We start from the raw sequence: 18,451 nt of genomic DNA on the forward strand, positions 1-18,451 counted from the left end.
GTGTGTACCCGGGTATCGAAAAGCCTCGGGTCTGTCGAATTCCGATGGTGTCGTTCGTTGTTCCCGGGCAGACTGCATGAATTGTCTGCAATTGGGCGCCGGCTCGTGTGCATGAGCTTGGCGCCATCCCGTCGAAACCCGAAAGGCATCATCAAGGAGTCACGCATGAGCAGACAGATATTCATCAGCCTACCGGTCGCGGACCTGTCGAAATCCACGGCTTTTTTCGAGGCGCTGGGCTTCGCGCGCAACCCGCAGTTCTCGAACGACGATGGCACATGCATCGTCGTCAGCGACACGATCGCGGTCATGCTGCTCACCCATGCCAAGTTCCGTGACTTCACACCCAAGGCCGTCTGCGACACTAGCAAGTCGGTCGAGGCGCTGTTCTCGCTGAGCTGCACGAGCCGCGAAGAGGTCGACAGCCTCGTCGCCAGGGCGCTTGCCGCGGGCGGCACCACCTACGACGAGCCCGAGGACCTGGGCTTCATGTATTCGCATAGTTTCGTCGACCTGGACGGTCATGGCTGGGGTGTGCTGCACATGCCCGGTGCGTCGGCGGCGTAGAGCGCAGGGCCGGCCCGGAGTGTGCAGGGCCATCGTTCGAACCCGGTATCCGGGCGATGGCGGCGCACGATAGCGGGGGAGATTGGCGGGGTAGGGGCTGCGCGATCCGTCCACTTGCCAGTCGCGTCCGTGACGTGGCGGCGGATGACGACAGGCACACTTGGGCGGCGCTGCGTTCCACTACGCTAGGGTGCTGTACTCGGGTTCCTGCACACTTCCTAGCCAAAAGAGGTCGGCCATGAAAGCGCTACTTTCCCTGATCCTGCTGACCACGGCGGCACCTTTTGCCGTCTCTGCGGCATCCGTGCCACGCGCACCCAATGCGGTCATCAAGATGCCCGGCGGCGCGCATGGCATCGGCTTCGACGACATCGGTTACGCCACGCAGCTCGGTCGCGTCACGGTGCCGGCGGGCACCACCGGCAACCTGGTCCTGATGGACCCGGCAACGCATGCATTGACCGTCATTCCGGGTATCAGTGCAGCGCCGAAGGTCAAATCATTCCGCGAAGGCACCACTTCGGCGGTGTATGCCGAAGGCTACCTGTTCGCCAGCGATCACGACCCGGCCGAAATCGTGACGATCGACCCGAAGACGCATGCGGTGATCGGGCGCACCCCATTGCAGAGCGGGCCTGACTACGTCCGCTACGTGGCACGGACCCATGAAATTTGGGTAAGCGAGCCCGGCAAGGCGCAGATCCAGGTATTCAAGCTGGCACTTGGTCCCAAGCCCGAGCTGACGCCGGCAACGGTGATTCCGGTCAAGGGCGGGCCGGAGTCGCTGGAGATCGACAATCCGCGCAACCGGGCCTATTCGAACCTGTGGAAGAACAAGACGGTGGAGATGGAGCTCACCACGCACAAGGTGCTCGCCGAGTGGCCGAACACCTGCAAGGGTTCCAACGGCCTGGCCATCGACCACGCCCATGACCACGTATTTGTCGCCTGCGGCGAAGGCAAGGTGGTGACGCTGGCGCCGGCCGAACATGGCAAGGTGCTGGCGAGCGCACCCGCCGGTGCTGGCATCGACATCATCCGCTACAGCTCGAAGCTGCATCACCTGTACGTGCCCAGCGCAAGGGCAGCCACCTTCACCATCTTCGATGTGGCCGCCTCGGGTGCGCTGAAGCCGGTGGCGCTTTACAAGACCGCGCCGCACGCGCACTGCGTCGCCGACGACAACAACGGCCACGTGTTCGTGTGCGATCCGCGTGCCGGTGCGATCCTCGCGATCAACGACCGCTGACGGCTGTTTGCCGGGTGCTCATGGTAGCCGCCGGGCGTCTCGATGGTGCCCGGCGGATTGAACGATTGAGCGCCATGCTGGACCGGGACGGCTGCAAGGCATGAGCCGCTCCACATCGAGTCGCCCACAGATCGGAGAGACCGTCGACCTGACCCTGTTCACTGGAGATTTTCATGGACATGCTCAGCAAGCTCAGCCATATCGCCCTGGTTGTCCGGGACCCGTTGCGCACGGCATCGCTGTTTGCCGAACTGTTTGGCGCGAAGGCCATTCGCCGCGTCGACGAAGACGGTCACGACGAACATTTCCTGCGCCTGGGTGAGACATGGTTTGCCCTGGTGCAGGCCGACGTCGAGCGCCCGCTGACGGGCGATCACATGGCGTTCCTGGTGTCGCCCTCCACGTTGAGCGAAGTCGCGGAAAAGCTGCGCGCCATAGGGCATGCATACCAGCTGGCCCGGTCGGACACGGCACTCTACTTCCAGGACTTCGACAACCACCTGTTCGAGCTGGATACCGTCGGCGTGGAGCTTGAACCAGGCGGCTGAAGTGCACTGACCCGGTGAGATGCGCGTATCGGTGCGATTTCGTGCAAGTGATAACGCAAAGCACAACATCATGGATACGGATGCCGGTAATGGTGGGCTTGTATTCCGGCAATGCTTGATCAGCATGCTGATGCTGATAAGGACGGCTGGATCGGGCTGCTGGTGCCTGGCGGTATCCTTTCGTGGTGCCGGAAACGACAATGCGGACCGTTCGGCGAGGGTGCATTAGTTTCTGGTGGATTGGGGTGAGTTCCGTCAGGCAAACAGCGTGTGACGAGAGGCGAAGTGAGGCATGACCAAGTCTTCACTACAAGGACAGGAATACCGCAGCGCCTTCACGCTCTACAGCGCGGACGGAAAGCGCGCCGCAGAGGTCCTGGAGTTCCGCAACGGTGAGACCTATCTCGACGAGCGGGAATGGCTCGAAGGCACTTCGTTCGTGAATAGACACGCGGGCGATTTGGTCGGTCCCTTTGCTTCGCCTGAAGATGCGCGCAACTTCATCGTTGCGACTTCCTGGTTTCGCGGCAACAACGGGTAAGCTTCAGCTTCCGATGCCCAAAGCAGTCACTCAAAGAAGCGACTGGATGCCGGTAGCCTGCTACAAGCTCTGCGGAGGTATCAGTAAATGAGTTCCGGTACTTGGCCGCGCGGGCGGCCCTTTACACCCTCACCGATTCCCGCTTCTCGACCAGAAAGTCCATGAGTGCGCGGACCTTCGACGGCATCTGCTCGCGGCTCGGCACGTAGAGATAGAACCCCGGGAACGGCTTGCACCAGTCTTGCAGGACACGGACCAGCGAACCGTTATCCAGGTACTTCCGTACCGAGAAATCCATATGCTGCACCAACCCGACGCCTTGCAGCGCTGCCTGGATGGTTTCCTCATCGTCGTTGGAAACGAAGTTGCCCGAAGGTTCGAACGCGAGGTCATGGCCCTCGATCTCGGGTGAGGTGAACTCCCAATCGAACAGCGCGCCACTCGATGTATGCCGATAGCCGATGCAGTTGTGCCGGACGAGGTCCTCGGGAGTGACCGGTGTGCCGCGTCTCGCCAGGTAATCGGGGCTGGCGACCACCGCCATCGACAGCATGGCCGTGATCGGCACGGCCACCATATGCGCCGCGAGGCTTTCGCCAAGACGAATGCCTGCATCGCAGCCGTCGGCGATGATGTTGGAGAGGCCGTCGTCCATCTCCAGCTCCAGCCGGACCTGCGGGTAGCGACCGAGGAACTCGGCAAGGTGCGGCTCGATCAGCGCCTTGGTGGCGATCCTGGGTGCATTCACGCGAAGCAGTCCGGTCGGTTCACCAGCCAGCTCACCCAGGCTGCGCACCGCGCGCTCGATCGAGCCCAGCGAAGGACGAATCGCGTCGTACAGATGCTGCCCCTCTTCGGTCAGCGACATGTCGCGCGTCGTGCGATAGATCAGCTTCACACCGAGCTGGCGTTCAAGCGTCTTCAGGCTCTGCGATAGCGCGGGCCGCGACACCCCCATCTCCGCAGCCGCCTTCGTGAAGCTGCGATGCCGGGCGATGTGCGCGAACCAGGCCAGGGATGGGAGCAGGGAGGGATCCATGGCCTATTGGTAATCCATGATTACCACTGTGGTCAATATTGACCGCTTTTTCCATCCCAATCATCGGCCTACAGTTCGCCCACCCCAACGGAGACCGCCGAGGTCAAGAAGCCCGGCAGTCCTCCGGCACCCAGCAAAACTGGGGCGCCTCAGTCCCAGATCCTTTACCAGCGAGGTCATTCCTATGAAAACCGTGAGCTTCCGCAACCGCGACATGTATTGGGACATCGCTGCGGACATCCACTTCCCGCCGAATTTCGACGACAAGCGGAAGTATCCCGCCGTCATTACCGCGCACCCGATCGGCAGCTGCAAAGAACAGGCTGCAGGCAACGTCTACGGCAAGGCATTGGCCGAAGCCGGATTCGTGGTCATCGCCTTCGACCGTAGCACCCAGGGTTCCAGTGGCGGTGAAGCGCGCTACATCGAAGATCCGGCGTTGGCCGTCGAGGACTTCCGCCATGTCGTGGACTACGCGGTGACGCTGCCTTACGTCGACGCCGATCGTATCGGCGTGGTGGGCATCTGCGGTGCCGGTGGTTACGCCATCAACGCCACCATGACCGAGCGCCGAATCAAGGCACTCGCAAGTGTCACGGGCGTCAACTACGGGCGTCTGTTCCGCGAGGGCTTCAGCGGCTTCGACCCGATCGGTCAGATGGAGGCGATGGGCCAGCAGCGCACTGCCGAAGCACGCGGCGAGGCGCCGAAGGTCGACGTGTTCGTCCCGCTGTCGATGGATGCAGCCAAGGCCGCCGGGGTGACTGATATCGACGTTCTGGGTGCCACCGACTACTACCGTAACCGCTGCGTCAACGACAACGCCGGCACGCGCGCACTGTTCTCGCACAGCCCGTCGGCGATCGGTTGGGATGCCTTCCATCTGGCGGAGACGCTTCTGACCACTCCCATGATCGTCATCTTTGGCGACCAGCCGGGCGGGTTCGGCGCCTATCGCGATGGCATGGAGATCTACGGCCGGGCAGCGTCGAAGGACAAGGAAATGGTGGTCGTACCGGGGGCCTCGCATTACGAGCTCTATGACCAGCCCGAGCCCGTGCGTCAGGCACTCGAGAAAATGATCCCCTTCTTCAAGAAGCATCTTGGCGCCAGCACGAGTGTGCAGACCGCCACGCACTGATATGGGCTGACAGCCCATCCAATAACCACCAGTGCCTCCTACGCGGGGGCGATATCCAGGAATTCAAACGTCATGAACAAGATCAGCATCAACAACGCCAACGGCGCTGGCATCACCTTGTCGGCCATCATCAACTTCCCGCCGAACTTCGACGCGTCGCGTACCTATCCCGCGATCGTGGTCGCCCACCCCGGCGGCGGCGTGAAGGAGCAGACCGCGGGCCTGTATGCAGGCAAGCTGGCCGGGCAGGGCTTTGTCTCCATCGCCTTCGATGCGTCCTACCAGGGCGAGAGCACCGGCGAACCGCGCCAGCTCGAGAACCCGTACGTTCGCACCGAGGACATCAGCGCGGTGATCGACTACCTCACCACGCTGCCCTACGTGGACAAGCAGCGCATCGGCGCGATGGGCATCTGCGCCGGCGGTGGCTACACCGCCAATGCGGCGATCAACGACCGTCGCATCAAGGCCATGGCCACGGTCAGCGCGGTGAACATCGGTCAGATGTTCCGCAACGGCTGGGACAACAACATCAAGGATGCGGATGCGACCCCCGCGCTGCAGGGCGGCTCCGAGGCGCGTACCGCGGAAGCGAACGGGGCGGACATCGTGCAGATCCCGCTGGCCCCGCTACGCCAGGAAGATGCTCCCAACAAGGAGCTGGAAGAGGCCTGGGAGTACTACCACACGCCGCGCTGCATGTACTCGACCGCGCCGGGTTATGCGACCGCCCGCAGCCTCAACCAGATCATCACCTACGACGCCTACCACAAGGCCGAGGCTTTCCTCACCCAGCCGTTGTTGGTGATCGCCGGCAGCGTGGCGGGCAGCAAGTGGATGAGCGACGACCTGTTCGCCCGTGCCGCCAGCCAGAACAAGCGGTTCCACGTGATCGACGGCGCCAACCACATGTCGCTGTACGACGTGCCGAACTACGTGGACGAGGCGTCCTCGGAGCTGGGCACGTTCTTCCAGGCCAACCTGTAACAAGCATCCGTCGACCCGATGGGGCCGCACGCGGCGCGCTGAAAGCCCCGCTGCTGTCCCATCGGGAACGCGGAACATCTCGCCTCCCTTGGGAAGGTGGCCCGAATCTCCAGATGGTGAATCACATGACCAGGGTCCTGATTCTCGGCGCCGGGGGACAGATCGCCCAGCGGGCGATCGAGATGCTCGCGAACCGGACCGGCATCGAGCTCACACTGTTTCTCCGTCATCCCCGCAAGCTGTTGCACAAGCCTCCACTCAATTCCCGGGTGATGCAGGGTGACGTGATGGACGAGGAGCAGTTGGACGAGGCCATGGCAGGCCAGGACATCGTCTACGTCAACCTGGCGGGCCGCGTCGATCTCCAGATGAAGCGCACAGTGACCGCCATGGAAGCGGCCGGCGTGAAGCGGATTGTCTTCGTGGCTTCCCTTGGCATCTATGACGAAGTGCCAGGGAAGTTTGGCGAGTGGAATCGTCGCGAGATAGGTCCCTACCTGGGCCCCTACCGGAGAGCCGCTGACTTGCTAGAGGCGTCCGGGCTGGATTACACGGTCCTTCGAGCTGCCTGGCTAACCGACACCGATGAAGTTGACTACGAATTGACCCGAAAAAACGAGCTCTTCAAAGGCACCGAAGTATCCCGGAAGAGCGTAGCGGCCCTTGTCGCCGACATCGTGCTCTCGCCCGAGCTGTTGTCCTGCGAAAGCGTCGGCGTGAACAAGCCGGGCACCGACGCGGATCGCCCTGTATTCGTCTGACACCTGCTCACAAGCCCCTAGCTCGGAAGCGGACATCTGGACACGCCAGACACGCTGGTCTCCACCATTTATCGCGGTGAGCCTTTGCCACCAAGAGGTATTGTCATGACTGCTCTCTTTTCGCCCTTCCAGATCAAGGGTGTCACTTTGCGCAACCGCATCGGTGCCCCGCCGATGTGTCAATACGCCGCCGAGGACGGCTTCGTCAGCAACTGGCATGTTCCCCATTACGCCATGCTGGCCCGGGGCGGTGCGGGATTGGTGGTCGTCGAAGCGACCGCCGTGTCGTCGGAGGGGCGAATCACTCCGGGTGACCTTGGCCTATGGCGAGACGAGCAGATGGAAGGCTTGGCCTCCATCGCGCAAGTCATCAAGGAAGGCGGTGCAGTGCCTGGAATTCAGCTCGCGCACGCCGGCCGTAAGGCGGGGTGTGCTCGCCCCTGGGACGGTGGCGCGCCGCTGGATGCATCGGATCCGCAGGCTTGGCAACCGATCGCACCGAGCTCAGTGCCGTACATGCCTGGCTCTTCTCACGTGCCGCGGGAAATGAGCTTGCAGGACATCGAGCAAACCCAGCGGGATTTCGTTGACGCGGCGCGCCGCGCCGCGATGGCCGGATTCCAGTGGCTGGAACTGCATTTCGCACACGGCTTTCTCGGTCAGAGTTTCCTGTCGCGATCGTCCAACGTGCGTACGGATCGTTACGGCGGCTCCCTGGTGAATCGGGCGCGCTTTCTTGTCGAAACCGTCGCGGCCGTTCGTGCGGTCTGGCCGGAACCCCTCCCGCTCAGCGTCCGCATCGGCACCACGGAATTTGGCGAGCAGGAAACGGAAGCGTTCGAGGAAACCGTGTTCGCCCTGCGGCTTATGAAGGATGCCGGGCTTGACCTCGTTGACCTCTCGTTGAGTCTTTCGACACCCGGTGAGCCTGTTCCCTGGAGCCCAAACCTTCTCGTGCCCTATGCGGAAATCGTGCGCAACGAGGTAGGCCTTCCGGTGACCACAAGTTGGTTGATCACTGACGCCAAGGCAGCGGACAACTTTGTTCGGGAAGGCAAGGCCGACCTGCTCCTGTTTGGGCGGACCCTGCTGGCTAACCCGCACTGGCCTCGGCTGGCGGCGAAAGCACTCGATAAGGAACGCCCCGATTGGGTCTTACCCGCTTCCTACGCGCACTGGTTGCAGAACTGGTAACCCGTTTGCCGATCGGATACCGCATATGGCCTTTGCGGCATGTGCGCTGACTGGGTGGGGAACCCCATGGATTGGTGATGAACCGGACGCATCTTCAACTAGTGCCCGGTCTGAGCGAATATGCTCTCTATGAATCACCCGCCCACCGAGAGACCCGGAGTCCATCATCATCCTTTGCGCATGAGTGGTAGGGACCCGTTGGAACACCATCGGGTAGCGACGCCGCTTGAACTGCTGTTCGATCTGACATTCGCGACAAGTTTCGGACTCGCCGCTGCCAGGTTTGCTCATGAGACCGCAGCGGGACACGTTGGCGGAGGGCTATTCGGCTTCGCTTTTGCCGCGCTGGTGATCTGTTGGGCCTGGGTCAACTTCTCCTGGTTCTCGTCGGCTTACGACACGGATGACTGGGTGTTCCGCGTCGCCACGATGGTGCAGATGGCAGGCGTCCTGATACTCGCGATCGGCCTTCCTCCGATGTTTGACTCGATCGAACACGGACTCCATCTGAACGTTGATCTCATGGTCTACGGCTATGTGGTCATGCGCGCCGCGATGGTCTTCCAGTGGCTACGCGCGGCCCGCCAGGACCCGATCCACCGGCGCGCATGTCTCACCTACGCATTAACCATCTTCATCGCCCAGCTCGGCTGGGTGGGAATGATTTTTGTTGAAAAGACTCCTTTGGAAGGCGCGGCAATCGTTATCGTCCTGTGGCTGATCGAGTTTGCGGCGCCGGCGATGGCCGAGCGGAAGGACGGTGGAACGCCCTGGCATGCACATCACATGGCAGAACGCTACAGTCTGTTCATCCTGATCGCGCTAGGTGAGGGTGTCGTTGGAACCGTTGCGGCCATTTCTGCGGTCATCCAGTCGCACGGATGGACACAGGATGCGGTATTGCTGTGCGTCGCGGGCATGGGCCTTACGTTCGGCATTTGGTGGCTCTACTACCTCATACCCTCTGCACCCGCTTTGCATGCCAAGAGATCACGTGCCTTCACGTGGGGATATGTGCAAATCATCATGGTCGCTGCGATTGTTGCTATGGGGGCAGGGATGCACATTGCTGCCTACTACATTGAAGGCAAAGCAGCGATCGGCGACTTGGCTGTGGTGCTTTATCTCGCTGTGCCTGTTGCCGTCTTCATCGGCCTCGCCTACATGCTCCATTTCTATCTGACGCGGCGATTTGCTTTGTATCGAGCGTTCCTTCTCCTGGCGACACTTGCGACTCTCGTGGTGGCAACGTTCGCGGCTAGCCAGGGGTTCGATGTCGCGACATGTCTCGTGATTGTGGCTCTCGCGCCAGCCATATCGGTCATCGGGTACGAAGTGTATGGGTACCGCCACCAGACACTTCGCTGAGCCCATATGGCCGTGACCTGGTGGAAGGCTTGAGCACGACGAATGATCGCCACAGGTCATCCTTTGCGGGTGGCGCCAACCTGGCAGCCATCACGACAAACCAGTGCGGATGGCCAACGCGCAATGGCGTTGTTCCATGACCAAGTGTCGGCTCCCGACAATCTGCTAGGCGGCAGGACCTAAACGAGCTCGATCGCTTCCCGCTTTTCAACGAGAAAGTCCATGAGCGCCCGTACTTTCGAAGGCATCTGCTCGCGCGTATGCGTGTAGAGGTAGAAGCCGGCTTGAGTGTAGGTCCAATCGCGTAGTGCGCGGACCAGGCGCCCCTCAGACAGGTGCTCGTGGATCGCGATGTCGATGTTCTGGATGAGCCCGAGACCTTGAAGCGCGGCTCGGGTCATGCCCTCATCATCGTTGGTGATCAGGTTTCCGGTCACGGCCTGTGTGAAATGAAGCCCATGCTTGCCGGACTCGTTGAAATCCCAGTCGTGGATCGCGCCATTGCCGGAATACCGGTAGTTGATGCAGTTGTGATGCACCAGGTCGGCCGGCGTTTTGGGTACGCCATGGCGCTCGAAGTACGCGGGTGTTCCCACCACGGCCATCGACAAGACCGGAGTGATCGGCACGGCGACCACATGATCCGCCAGGCTGCGACCCAGGCGGATGCCTGCATCGCAACCGTCGGCGATGATGTTAGACAGAGGCTCGGCCATGACCAGCTCCAGCCTGACCTTTGGATAGCGCGCATAAAACTCGGGCAAGTGAGGTTCGATCAGGGCCTTGGCGGCCATGCGAGAGGTATTGACCCGGATCAGGCCGGATGGCGTTCCGGCGATGTCACCCAGGTTTCTGACAGAGTGTTCGATTTCGCCCAGTCTGGGCTGCAGGGTATCGAACAGATGCTGACCGGCCTCGGTCAGCGACATATTGCGCGTCGTGCGATACAGCAGCTTGACGCCGAGCTGCTTCTCCAGCGCCTTCAGGTTTTGCGAGAGTGCGGCGCGTGACACGCCCATCTCCTCGGCCGCCCGGGTAAAGCTGCGGTGGTGGGCGATGCGGGTGAACCAGGCAAGGGATGGCAGTAGAGAGGAGTCCACTCTCTGATTGTAAAGATGTGCTTACTACTGATGTGTTAAATGCCGCCTTTTTGCGACTCAAAGAGGCGCGTAGTCTCTATGGACCTAGCCAAGGTTGGCTAGCTAAGCCAGGAGACTAAGGATGCACTCCATCAAGTTCCGAAACCGCGACATGGCCTGGGATATCGCAGCCCTGATTTTGTTGCCGCCAGCCTTCGACGAAAGCAAGCCGTACCCCACGATTGTCAGCGTGCACCCATTCGGCAGTTGCAAGGAACAGACGTCCAGCAAGGTCTACGGAGCGGCACTGGCGAAGGAAGGCTTCGTGGTCATCGCGTATGACGCCAGCTTCCAGGGTGATTCCGGTGGCGAACCACGCTGGATCGAGGACCCGACCCAACGGGTTGAAGACATCAGCCACGTTATCGACTATGCGGTGACACTGCCCTACGTGGATGCCGATCGCATCGGTTTGATAGGCGTTTGCGGGGGCGGGGGTTACGCGCTGAACGCGACCCTGACCGAGAAGCGGATCAAGGCGGTGGTCGGCGTGACTCCAGTCAACATCGGCCGGCTGTTCCGCGAAGGCTTCAGCGGCTACGACCCGCTTGGCGCATTGCAGGCGATGGCCACGCAGCGCACCAGCGAAGCACGTGGCGGCGAATTGCAGGTCAACGAGTTGCTCCCGGCCAGTCCAGAGGCCGCCAAGGCCGCCGGCTTGACCGAGCGCGACGTGTGGGAAGCCACCGACTACTACAAGACGCCGCGCGGCCAGCAGCCTGGCGGCTGGACCCGGATGCTGTTCAGCCATGCCCAGAATACGCTGGGCTGGGACGCGCTCGCCTTCACCGAAATGCTGATGACCCAGCCGATGATGGTGGTGATCGGCGACAAGGTCGGCGCGTTCGGTGCCTATCGCGATGGCTCGGAGGCCTACGGCCGCGCGACTGCCTCGAAGGATCGGCAATTGGTCCTGCTCGACGGTTGGTCACACTACGACATCTACGACAAGCCCGAGCCGGTCAAGCTTGCGTTGGATCGCATGGTGCCGTTCCTGAAGAAGCACCTTTCAGCCTGAGCCGCACGCATGAAGATCATCCTGTTCGGCGGCAGCGGCATGGTGGGCCAGGGCGTACTGCGCGAATGCCTGCGCGCCGACGGCGTGAGCGAGGTGCTCGCCATCGGCCGCGCGCCACTGGAAGCCAGGCATCCGCGACTGAAACAGCTGGTGCAGGCCGACCTTTTCGCGCTGGCGCCGCTGCAGGCGCAGTTCGATGATTTCGATGCGTGCTTTTTCTGCGTTGGCTCGTCGGTCTCTGGTGCGGATGAGGACGCGTACACACGCATCAACCACGATCTGCCGCTGGCCGTGGCGGCCGTGTTGGCAAGAGCCAATCCGGGCATGGCGTTCACCTATGTCTCAGGGCAGGGCACCGATGCCAGCGAACGTGGCCGAACGACGTGGGCGCGGATCAAGGGGCGGACCGAAAATGCGCTGCAACAGCTCGGGTTCCGCGCTGTGTACCTGTTCCGCCCCGGCCTGATCTTTCCGTTGCACGGCGAAACGTCCAGTACGCGGCTCTACCGCATGACCTATGCCGCGCTTGGCTGGCTGTCCCGCCCGTTGCGCCGGCTTTTCCCGAACTCAGTCCTCGACACCGAACAGATTGGCGAAGCCATGTTGCAGGTAGCACGCAGCGGTGCAGGCAACCATGTGCTGGAAAGTACCGACATCCACCGCCTGGCCATGGCTTGGCGTAGCAATGACATCCGACGAGAACACGCAAGATGAAGCAACTGCTTGAAGGCAAGACAGCCATCATTACCGGTGCAAGCAAGGGCATCGGCCTGGCGACAGCGAAGCTTTTCGTCTCCCAGGGCGCCAATGTCGTACTGACGGCCCTCAATCAGGGGGAGCTTGATGCAGTGGTCGATGAGATCGCAGCAGGGGGCGGCAAGGCCATCGGCCTGGCGGCCGACTCGGCAGATCCCGCATCGCCGAAGCGCGTATTTTCCCTGGCTATCGAAACGTTCGGTCAGGTCGACGTCCTGGTCAACAACGCCGGTTACGGTGACATGGTGTCCATCGAGGAGTGCAGCGACGAGCACTTCGACAAGGTGGTGCAGATCAACTACGCCGGGGTATTCCGCTTCTGTAGAGAGGCTACACAGCACTTCATGCCACGAAACGAAGGGGTGATTGTCAATGTCACCTCGATCAACGGCTCGTTACCGCTGGGGGGCGTTGCCTATACCTCGACGAAAGCCGCGGTAAATGCCATGACGACCAACATCGCGGTGCGATTCGCCGGCACCGGCATTCGCTGCAATGCAGTCGCGCCGGGCAACACCGACACGCCAATGGCCCAAGCCTGGGCGGCGGGAAAGCTGCCTGGCGGAACGAAGATGGTCGAGTACGCGGCCAAATACTCGAATCAGGCGCTGCCCTACACCCAGCCGATCGACCAGGCCAACGCCATCCTCTATCTCGCGAGTGACCTTGCCCGCGCCGTCACCGGTCGCGTGCTGGTCGTCGACAACGGCGCCTATGTCGGGGCCTGAGACGGAGAGAACAATCCCCCAAGCCGTCCACATGCAGCCGTTCGGCCCTGTTTGAACCTTGCCCACGAAAAGATGGCAACCCGGAGGAGAAGCATCAATGAAAAATGTCCTCATCCTTGGCGCAGGTGGACAGATCGCCCGCTGGGTGATTCACGACCTGGCGAATGCAAATTCGGTCAGGCAGACATTGTTCCTGCGCCACCCACGTAGGCTGCATAGCGCGGTGCCGACCAATGCGCGAGTCCTCGAAGGTGATGTTCTGGACAAGGCTGCCTTGGCCGGGGCCATGGCCGGACAAGATCTGGTGTATGCCAACCTGACCGGAGATGACATCGACGAACAGGCCGCGGCAGTGGTCACTGCTATGAAGGCCTCCGGGGTAAAGCGTCTAATCTTCGTGACCTCGCTCGGCATCTACGACGAATTGCCGGGCAAGTTCCAGAAGTGGAACAAGTCGATGATCGGCGAGGCACTGAAGCCGTTCCGTCGCGCGGCAGATGCCATTGAAGCTTCGGGCTTGGATTTCACGATCCTGCGCCCGGCATGGCTGACCGATGAAGACGAGGTCGACTACGAAACCACGACCAAGGGAGAGACCTTCAAGGGCACGGAGGTATCACGCCGCAGCGTGGCCGATCTGATCGCGAAAATCATCGCAGACCCCTCCCAGCACTCCAGAGCAAATCTCGGCGTCAACAAACCCGGCACCGAAGGCGACAAGCCTGCGTTCTATTGATGGCGAGCCGTCACCCTACCCACGATCACAGGAGACACGTCATGGAATCCAAGAAAATCGACATCCCCAACCGCAACGGCAATGGCATCACGCTGTCGGCCGTCATCAACTTCCCGGATGGCTTCGATGAAAAAGGCAGCTTTCCGGCAATTGTGGTGTCGCATCCAGGCGGTGGTGTGAAGGAGCAAACAGCCGGCACCTACGCAAGGAAGCTGGCCGAACAAGGCTTCGTGACCATCGCCTTCGATCGCTCCTACCAGGGCGAAAGCACCGGTGAACCGCGTCAACTTGAGAACCCCTACGTCAGTACCGAAGACGTCAGCGCAGTCATCGACTATCTCGACATCCAGCCCTACGTAAACCAGGACAAGATCGGTGCGATGGGCATCTGTGCCGGCGCCGGCTATACCGCCAATGCTGCAATCAACGACAAGCGCATCAAGGCGGTCGGCACCGTTAGCATGGTCAACATCGGCCAAATGTTTCGAAACGGCTGGGACAACAACATCAAGGATGCCGACGCCATCCCGGTGCGGGACATGGGCGCTGATGCGCGCCGCGCCGCAGCCGATGGCAGCAAGAATGGCATTTTTCCGCTGGCACCGATGCGCGAGGAAGACGCTCCCAATGCGGAGTTGCGCGAAGCCTGGGAGTACTACCACACGCCACGTGCGCAGTACCCCACGGCGCCCGGGTACATGACTGCGCGCAGTCTTGATCAGATCATCACCTACGATGCCTATTTCAAGGCCGAGGCATTCCTCACACAGCCGCTGCTGACCGTGGTGGGTAGCCAGGCCGGCAGCAAATGGATGAGCGACGACCTGATGAAGCGCGCCGGAACTTCCGACAAGCGGCAGTACATCGTGGAAGGCGCAAACCACATGTCGATGTACGACGGCGAGAAATACATCAACGAGGCGATCGGGCAGCTCGCGCCGTTCTTCAAGAGCAAGATGTAAAACGTGAGCATCTGTGCCGATGGTGAAATGGCGTCTGATAGCAGCGCCCATTCAACCATCGCTTCCAGTCGGCGGCCTTGTTGACGTTTTGCAGCATCGAGGCCGCCGCACACTAGTCTGCCGTTGTGGTTCCGTCTATAACAGCGTGTCGTCGACACCAGCGCATTGCTCAGCTATTGCCGACACAGTGCGTGTTGAACCGGAGACGCATCATGGACCTGAAGGCGGCTGAATCGACGAGTGTTCTCGTCTGCAAGATCACGGCTGCGCTCGATGCGCAGTTGGCGAGCATCCGGGAAGGCTGTGAACCTGATGAGTTCAGGCGTCAGCGCCGGTTGTTCGCGACGGCGATGGCCGGCCTGCTGGAGATCGCCAACACGATCCACGGCGAGCACCCGGACCTCAAGCCTGTCCAGATGGGTGGCTCGTACGTTCTGCCATGGTCCGTGATCGAGCGGAGCGTTGCCCAACTGCGCGGCGAGACCTGACGGCGCGCAAGCTTGGGTGGTCGCCCCGGGCAATGGCTTGCGCGATGGCTCTCTTGCCCGGTTGCGGGCCTGTCGGATGACCGGCTTCAAAAGGCGTAAGGCTACCTTGCGAATGCGGGGTGTTTCATCCTTCTTCATGCCCGACTATCTTGCTGCGACGTGGCAGCCACGTCCGCCATGCGGATACGTTCATTGAGTAGTTGGCTTTCAGAATCCATTCTTTCGAGGTCGTTGCGTGAGTCAAGCATCCTGGTCGTCTGTAGACGCTTATTTTTCGAAAATGCTGGTTCCAGAGGATGGCTGTCTGAAGCAGGCGTTGAGTGATAGCGAAGCGGCTGGGTTACCTCCCCACAACGTTGCACCCAATCAAGGCAAGTTCCTGCATTTGCTCGCAAGGGTTCAAGGCGCCAGGAGGATTTTGGAGATCGGCACGCTGGGTGGTTACAGCACAATATGGTTGGCGCGTGCTTTGCCGGACGAAGGCAGGCTGGTGACTTTGGAGGCGGATCCGAAGAACGCTGCGATTGCGTCGGCCAATATCGAGCGCGCGGGGCTGTCCTCTGTCGTGTCTGTCTGCGTAGGGCCGGCGATTGACTCTCTTCGCACGATGGTTGCCGCGGGAGAGTCGCCCTTCGACTTCATCTTCATTGACGCGGATAAACCGAACAACCCGGCGTATCTTGAGCTGTCGCTCCAGCTGTCCCGCCCGGGGACGGTGATCATTGGGGATAACGTGGTGCGTGAAGGTGAAGTGGCGAACGCGATGTCCAGTGACGCCAGGGTTCAGGGCGTCCGCTCGTTCTTAGAGATGATGTCGGCTGATCCACGGTTGTCTGCGACGGCCATACAGACGGTCGGCAGCAAAGGCTACGACGGCTTTTCCATGGCAGTCGTTGAAAGCTAGCAATGCATGGTCGTTGCACGTTCCCGGCGTCGATGGATGCGGCCGTTGAACGACGGTTGCATCCGGGCAGCTGGCTGGGATCGGAGCAGTGCTTCGCACAGTGATGTGGTCAGCATGACAGCAGCGGTTCCGTGCCAGTCGTGGATGATCGGAAAACGGATCGTCTGAAAACAGAAAGCCGCCTTGCGGCGGCTTTCCGGGTGTTGCCTGGCGGGTTCCTCAGGCCGAGCGCGAGGCGCGCTTGCGGTCGTTCTCGGTGAGGTGCTTCTTGCGCAGGCGGATTTCCTTCGGCGTCACCTCGACCAGCTCGTCGTCGTCGATGAAGTCCAGTGCCTGTTCCAGGCTGAACTTGGTGGCCGGGGTCAGCTGGATCGCGTCGTCCTTGCCCGAGGCGCGCATGTTGGTCAGCGGCTTGGGCTTGATCACGTTGACGGTGAGGTCGTTGTCCTTGGCGTGGATGCCGACCAGCTGGCCTTCATACACGTTGTCGCCTTCGGCGGCGAACAGCTTGCCGCGTTCCTGCAGCGGGCCGAGCGAGTAGGCAGGGGTGGTGCCGCCGGCATTGGCGATCATCACGCCGTTGGGGCGCTTGGCGATCTGGCCTTCTTCCTTCGGACCGTAGTGATCGAACACGTGGAACAGCAGGCCCGAACCCTGGGTCAGGGTCTTGAACTGGTTCTGGAAGCCGATCAGGCCACGCGCCGGGATCAGGTATTCAAGGCGCACGCGGCCCTTGCCGTCGGGCTCCATGTTCTTCAGCTGGCCCTTGCGGATGCCGATGCGCTCCATCACCGGACCCTGGTGGATTTCCTCCACGTCGATCACCAGCTGTTCGAACGGCTCCATCTTCTGGCCGTCGATTTCCTTGATGATGACCTCGGGGCGCGACACGGCCAGCTCGTAGCCTTCGCGGCGCATGTTCTCGATCAGCACCGACAGATGCAGCTCGCCACGGCCGGAAACCAGGAACTTGTCGGCGTCCGAACCCTGCTCGACCTTCAGCGCCACGTTGTGCACCTGCTCGCGGTCCAGGCGGTCCTTGAGCTGGCGGCTGGTCAGGAACTTGCCGCCGGACAGGTCCTTGTTGCCGGCAAACGGCGAGTTGTTGACCTGGAAGGTCATCGAGATGGTCGGCTCGTCCACGGTCAGTGCGGGCAGCGCCTCGGGGGCGTCCAGCGCGCAGACGGTGTCGGAAATGGTCAGCTCGGCGATGCCGGAGATGGCGACGATGTCGCCGGCCTCGGCGCTGTCCTGCTCGATGCGCTCAAGACCCATGAAGCCGAGCACCTGCAGCACCTTGCCCTGGCGCTTCTTGCCGTGACGGTCGATCACCGCTACCGGCATGTTCTTCTTCAGCGTACCGCGCTGGATGCGGCCGATGCCGATGACGCCCACGAAGTTGTTGTAGTCCAGCTGGCTGATGCGCATCTGGAACGGGCCTTCCGGGTCCACGTCGGGGCGCGGTGCGTGCTGCATGATCGCTTCGTAAAGCGGGGTCATGTCGCCTTCACGCACGGTCTCGTCGAGGCTGGCGTAACCGTTCAGTGCCGAGGCGTAGACGATCGGGAAGTCCATCTGCTCGGGCGTGGCGCCGAGGCGGTCGAACAGATCCCACACCTGCTCCACCACCCACTCCGGACGCGCACCCGGGCGGTCGATCTTGTTGACCACCACGATCGGCTTGAAGCCCATCGCGAAGGCCTTCTGGGTCACGAAGCGGGTCTGCGGCATCGGGCCGTCCATCGCGTCGACCAGGATCAGCACGGTGTCGACCATCGACAGCACGCGCTCCACCTCGCCGCCGAAGTCGGCATGCCCGGGGGTGTCCACGATGTTGATGCGGTTGCCCTGCCAGGTGATGGCGGTGTTCTTGGCCAGGATGGTGATGCCGCGTTCCTTTTCCTGGTCATTGGAGTCCATCACGCGTTCGGCCAGCACGGTGCGCTCGGCGAGCGTGCCGGACTGCTTCAGCAGCTGGTCGACAAGAGTGGTCTTGCCGTGGTCGACGTGGGCGACGATGGCGATATTGCGCAGATTTTCGATGGACATGGGTAAACGCTCGGCGGGCGCCGTGGGGGCCGCCTGATGGGTGGGCAGAAGGAATAACCACCGGATTATACGGACTTGTGTGACAACTTGCTGGACTGGGCAAGAAAAAGGTTCAGCGAGGTGCCGGAAACGGCGCGATGTGGCGGCGTGCATCGCGCCGTTTCCGGGTGTCTGCACGGCGCGGGCATGGGCGTGCCGCATGACGTCGAACACTGTGCCGGGTGCGGCCTGTCCGCGGAGATGCGTAGGATGGGCATCGCGTAGGATGGGATCGGG

At 61.6% G+C, this 18,451-nt stretch carries 19 protein-coding genes; 16 read left to right on the forward strand and 3 right to left on the reverse strand.

Annotated features, from left to right (window positions below; all coding sequences use genetic code 11):
* The first annotated feature begins 165 nt into the window (after positions 1-165).
* The 4 genes from RA164_RS05270 (at position 166) to RA164_RS05285 (ending at position 2,905) form a co-directional block, all read left to right on the forward strand.
* Positions 166-567: a VOC family protein gene (locus RA164_RS05270; RefSeq protein ID WP_329742918.1), complete on the forward strand. Its 402-nt coding sequence runs from the start codon at positions 166-168 to the stop codon at positions 565-567.
* Positions 568-805: 238 nt separating this feature from the next.
* Complete coding sequence (locus tag RA164_RS05275; protein WP_329742919.1) at positions 806-1,816, forward strand: YncE family protein; 1,011 nt, start codon at positions 806-808, stop codon at positions 1,814-1,816.
* Between the two features lie 173 nt (positions 1,817-1,989).
* On the forward strand, positions 1,990-2,364 hold the full coding sequence (locus RA164_RS05280) for a VOC family protein (protein ID WP_329742920.1): 375 nt from the start codon (positions 1,990-1,992) through the stop codon (positions 2,362-2,364).
* A 292-nt stretch (positions 2,365-2,656) separates the two neighbouring features.
* Positions 2,657-2,905 carry a hypothetical protein gene (locus RA164_RS05285; protein ID WP_329742921.1) on the forward strand — a complete coding sequence of 83 codons (249 nt, stop codon included), beginning with the start codon at positions 2,657-2,659 and terminating at the stop codon, positions 2,903-2,905.
* 121 nt (positions 2,906-3,026) lie between these two features.
* Here the strand turns inward: RA164_RS05285 and RA164_RS05290 are convergent, their stop codons facing one another.
* Complete coding sequence (locus RA164_RS05290; RefSeq protein WP_329742922.1) at positions 3,027-3,944, reverse strand: LysR family transcriptional regulator; 918 nt, start codon at positions 3,942-3,944, stop codon at positions 3,027-3,029.
* 184 nt (positions 3,945-4,128) lie between these two features.
* Between RA164_RS05290 and RA164_RS05295 the strand changes: the two genes are divergently transcribed.
* The 5 genes from RA164_RS05295 to RA164_RS05315 all read left to right on the forward strand — a co-directional run bounded on the left by RA164_RS05295 (position 4,129) and on the right by RA164_RS05315 (position 9,395).
* Positions 4,129-5,085: an alpha/beta hydrolase gene (locus tag RA164_RS05295; RefSeq protein WP_329742923.1), complete on the forward strand. Its 957-nt coding sequence runs from the start codon at positions 4,129-4,131 to the stop codon at positions 5,083-5,085.
* Positions 5,086-5,106: 21 nt separating this feature from the next.
* Positions 5,107-6,072, forward strand: a complete 966-nt coding sequence (locus RA164_RS05300) for an alpha/beta hydrolase (RefSeq protein ID WP_329743484.1) — start codon at positions 5,107-5,109, stop codon at positions 6,070-6,072.
* Positions 6,073-6,197: 125 nt separating this feature from the next.
* Complete coding sequence (locus RA164_RS05305; RefSeq protein WP_329742924.1) at positions 6,198-6,833, forward strand: SDR family oxidoreductase; 636 nt, start codon at positions 6,198-6,200, stop codon at positions 6,831-6,833.
* Between the two features lie 105 nt (positions 6,834-6,938).
* On the forward strand, positions 6,939-8,027 hold the full coding sequence (locus RA164_RS05310; protein WP_329742925.1) for an NADH:flavin oxidoreductase/NADH oxidase: 1,089 nt from the start codon (positions 6,939-6,941) through the stop codon (positions 8,025-8,027).
* A 129-nt stretch (positions 8,028-8,156) separates the two neighbouring features.
* Positions 8,157-9,395 (forward strand): low temperature requirement protein A, encoded by a 1,239-nt coding sequence (locus tag RA164_RS05315; RefSeq protein ID WP_329742926.1) that lies wholly within the window; start codon positions 8,157-8,159, stop codon positions 9,393-9,395.
* Positions 9,396-9,574: 179 nt separating this feature from the next.
* On the opposite strand, the gene RA164_RS05320 is transcribed toward RA164_RS05315, so the two are convergent.
* Entirely contained in the window at positions 9,575-10,495 is a 921-nt protein-coding gene (locus tag RA164_RS05320) for a LysR family transcriptional regulator (protein ID WP_329742927.1), read from the reverse strand.
* A 121-nt stretch (positions 10,496-10,616) separates the two neighbouring features.
* Between RA164_RS05320 and RA164_RS05325 the strand changes: the two genes are divergently transcribed.
* From RA164_RS05325 to RA164_RS05355, 7 genes are all read left to right on the forward strand, one after another.
* Complete coding sequence (locus tag RA164_RS05325) at positions 10,617-11,552, forward strand: alpha/beta hydrolase (protein WP_329742928.1); 936 nt, start codon at positions 10,617-10,619, stop codon at positions 11,550-11,552.
* A 9-nt stretch (positions 11,553-11,561) separates the two neighbouring features.
* The gene (locus tag RA164_RS05330; RefSeq protein WP_329742929.1) at positions 11,562-12,266 is read left to right on the forward strand and encodes an NAD-dependent epimerase/dehydratase family protein; all 705 of its coding nucleotides are present in this window, start codon (positions 11,562-11,564) and stop codon (positions 12,264-12,266) included.
* Positions 12,263-13,036, forward strand: coding sequence for an SDR family NAD(P)-dependent oxidoreductase (locus tag RA164_RS05335; protein ID WP_329742930.1), 774 nt, complete (start codon positions 12,263-12,265; stop codon positions 13,034-13,036). The genes RA164_RS05330 and RA164_RS05335 overlap by 4 nt, the downstream gene beginning before the upstream one ends.
* A 97-nt stretch (positions 13,037-13,133) precedes the next feature.
* Positions 13,134-13,772: an SDR family oxidoreductase gene (locus RA164_RS05340; RefSeq protein ID WP_329742931.1), complete on the forward strand. Its 639-nt coding sequence runs from the start codon at positions 13,134-13,136 to the stop codon at positions 13,770-13,772.
* A gap of 41 nt (positions 13,773-13,813) precedes the next feature.
* Positions 13,814-14,734: an alpha/beta hydrolase gene (locus RA164_RS05345; RefSeq protein ID WP_329742932.1), complete on the forward strand. Its 921-nt coding sequence runs from the start codon at positions 13,814-13,816 to the stop codon at positions 14,732-14,734.
* A gap of 212 nt (positions 14,735-14,946) precedes the next feature.
* Positions 14,947-15,222, forward strand: coding sequence for a hypothetical protein (locus RA164_RS05350; RefSeq protein WP_329742933.1), 276 nt, complete (start codon positions 14,947-14,949; stop codon positions 15,220-15,222).
* A 235-nt stretch (positions 15,223-15,457) separates the two neighbouring features.
* Entirely contained in the window at positions 15,458-16,126 is a 669-nt protein-coding gene (locus RA164_RS05355; protein ID WP_329742934.1) for an O-methyltransferase, read from the forward strand.
* Positions 16,127-16,345: 219 nt separating this feature from the next.
* On the opposite strand, the gene typA is transcribed toward RA164_RS05355, so the two are convergent.
* Complete coding sequence (gene typA / locus RA164_RS05360) at positions 16,346-18,175, reverse strand: translational GTPase TypA (protein WP_329742935.1); 1,830 nt, start codon at positions 18,173-18,175, stop codon at positions 16,346-16,348.
* Between the last annotated feature and the right edge of the window lie 276 nt (positions 18,176-18,451).

The organism is Dyella sp. A6, assembly GCF_036320485.1.
GTDB lineage: Bacteria > Pseudomonadota > Gammaproteobacteria > Xanthomonadales > Rhodanobacteraceae > Rhodanobacter_A > Rhodanobacter_A aluminiiresistens.